Raw genomic sequence first — 2148 nt, forward strand, 5'->3', positions numbered from 1 at the left:
GCCGCGGGCGCCCGGCGGGTGGTGGTGGTCCGCGCGATCACCGACGCGGACGACCCCACGGCCGCCGCGCGCGAACTCCGCGCGGAACTGGACTGAACCGTCGCCGACACGCGGGCCGGCGGGTCCCCGGTCAGTCGGTGAGCTCCTTGGTCAGCGTCCTGCGCAACACCTGCCGGGGCTTGGCGTCGAGGTCATCCCCACCTCGTCGTCGTCGCCCCCTCCGACCCCAGGAGTCCGGCGCCAGACCGGGTAGGAGCGTGAGGACCCTCCCCAGGCCCCCGGCCGGCCACTCGACGTGGGCGTGTTCGACCTTGACGGTGGCGCGGCGGCCGCGCATCACCAGGGTCATGACCCCGTTGTGGAACCAGATCCCGTCGGTGACCTCCCACCTGACCCGTGGCTCCCGCACGCCCACGGCCTCGGCGAGCCGGCGGTTCAGCGCGGGCGCGGGAGACCGCACCGAGATCCGGTTGACCATCCGGATCGACTTCTGTAGAGGATTGCGGAACGGGGACATGACCAGCTGGTGCACCCGAGTCGGCGACCCGGCCACCCGCGGCGCGGTGAGCTCGACCTCCTCGAGGTAGGAGCAGTGGACGTCGCCGCCCAGCATGAGGATCGAGGCGGGCGCGCGCCCGTGATCCCCGGCCGCCACCTCGGTGAGCAACCCGATCAGGTCGTCGAAACTGTTGCGGAAGGCCGCCCAGTGCTCGAGGTCCACCGTCAGCCGCACCCATTCGCCGATCCGGGCGCTCAGCGGCTTGTCCGGCCGGTCGCGGCTCACCGCCTCGTTCCACCCCTCGAGATGATGCAGCGCCGGCAGCATGAACGCGGGCAGGGACGACGCGATCACCAGGTGGTCGACCTCGGCCCCGAGGCAGGCCTTCCGCGCCCACTCCCACTCCTGCGGGTCCATCACGCGCCGGTCGGCGGGGTCCAGCCGGCGGGAGGCCCGCACGTCGAGCATCACCACCCGCACCCGCCCGAAGTCGCGACTGAAGCTCCACCGTGCGGTGCCCCGGTCGGCGTCGGCGGACAGGGCGAACTCGTCGAGGATCCGTTCGCGTTCGGCATCGGACCGGGCACCCCGGACCGCCCGGTACACCTCGTCCTGCTCAAGCTCCCGCGGCGCGAGATTGCCCAGGTGCTGGTAGACGAAGTAACTGGCGAACGCCCCCCTCACGCGGTCGCGCCACCACGGCTGGGCCGTCATCTCGCGGCGCCAGGCGTGGGAGGAGTTCCAGTCGTCGCGCAGGTCGTGGTCGTCGAGGATCATGCAGCTGGGCACGGTGGACAGCAGCCAGCGCACGTCCGGGTCGCGCCACGACTCGTGGTACAGCCAGGAGTACTCCTCGAAGTCGCAGATCTCCCCGGACACGTCCCGGTCCCCACCGTCACCGGCGGAGTCGCGCACCGACCGGGGCCCCTCCCCGGCCCGACGGCGCGCCGCCAGCCGCTCGGTGATCTCCCGGCTGGGGATGTCGGCGTACACCTGGTCGCCGAGCAACAGCATGGCGTCGGGCCAGTCGTCGTGCGCCGTGTGGGCCATCTGATGCGCGAGCGCCACCAGGGCGTCGGCCCCGATCCGGCGCAGCGCCACCGGGGTCTGGCTCTCCCCGCGGCGACAGGACCCGAAGGACAGGCGGACCGTGTCGTCGGCGCGCGGGGTGCGGATGACGCTGGGGCGGTCCGGCTCCAGTGGCCAGGCGGGTACACCGTCGAGCGCCACCTCGTAGGGCGTCTCCACGCCCGGCTCGAGATCACGAAGGTGCAGCACCGCGAAGTGGTGCCCGTGGACACCCCACGACTGTTCGGAGGCCTCGCCGTCGCCGGCGCGGATCGTCACCGTGCACGGCGCGGACACCTCGACCCACACCGTCGCGTCCGTGCTGTCGACGTACCGGAGCATGGGGCCGACCATGATCTCGGGCGGCGTGGGGGGCTGACTCATTGCACCAGTGTGCACGCGGGCCGGGGGTGCCGGGCGCGATGGGTGCGGCAGGGGTCGTCAGGGGTCGTCAGGGCCATCAGGGATCGCCGGAGCTAGCCGAGAAGGGCGCGGGGTCCGACGGCGACGACGTCCTCAGGCAGTCTGGCCCGCAGTCCCCGGTCGGCCGTCACCACCACCACCCGGCGGGACCCGCCCGC

General features: G+C 72.9%; 1 protein-coding gene and 1 pseudogene. One reads left to right on the plus strand and one right to left on the minus strand.

Annotated elements, in window-relative coordinates; genetic code table 11:
• Positions 1–96, plus strand: a pseudogene (locus tag G6021_RS14535) (thiamine phosphate synthase); the annotation flags it as partial.
• Positions 97–130: 34 nt separating this feature from the next.
• Here the strand turns inward: G6021_RS14535 and G6021_RS14540 are convergent.
• Positions 131–1951: an alkaline phosphatase D family protein gene (locus G6021_RS14540; RefSeq protein ID WP_182641587.1), complete on the minus strand. Its 1821-nt coding sequence runs from the start codon at positions 1949–1951 to the stop codon at positions 131–133.
• Positions 1952–2148 lie beyond the last annotated feature (197 nt).

Origin of the sequence: Dietzia sp. CW19 (assembly GCF_014145265.1) — a bacterium.
Classification (GTDB): Bacteria; Actinomycetota; Actinomycetes; order Mycobacteriales; family Mycobacteriaceae; genus Dietzia; species Dietzia natronolimnaea.

What these genes read in the sequence shown, in the direction of transcription:
- G6021_RS14540 (WP_182641587.1), bottom strand. Translation starts at nt 1,951, where the DNA reads ATGAGTCAGCCCCCCACGCCGCCCGAGATCATGGTCGGCCCCATGCTC.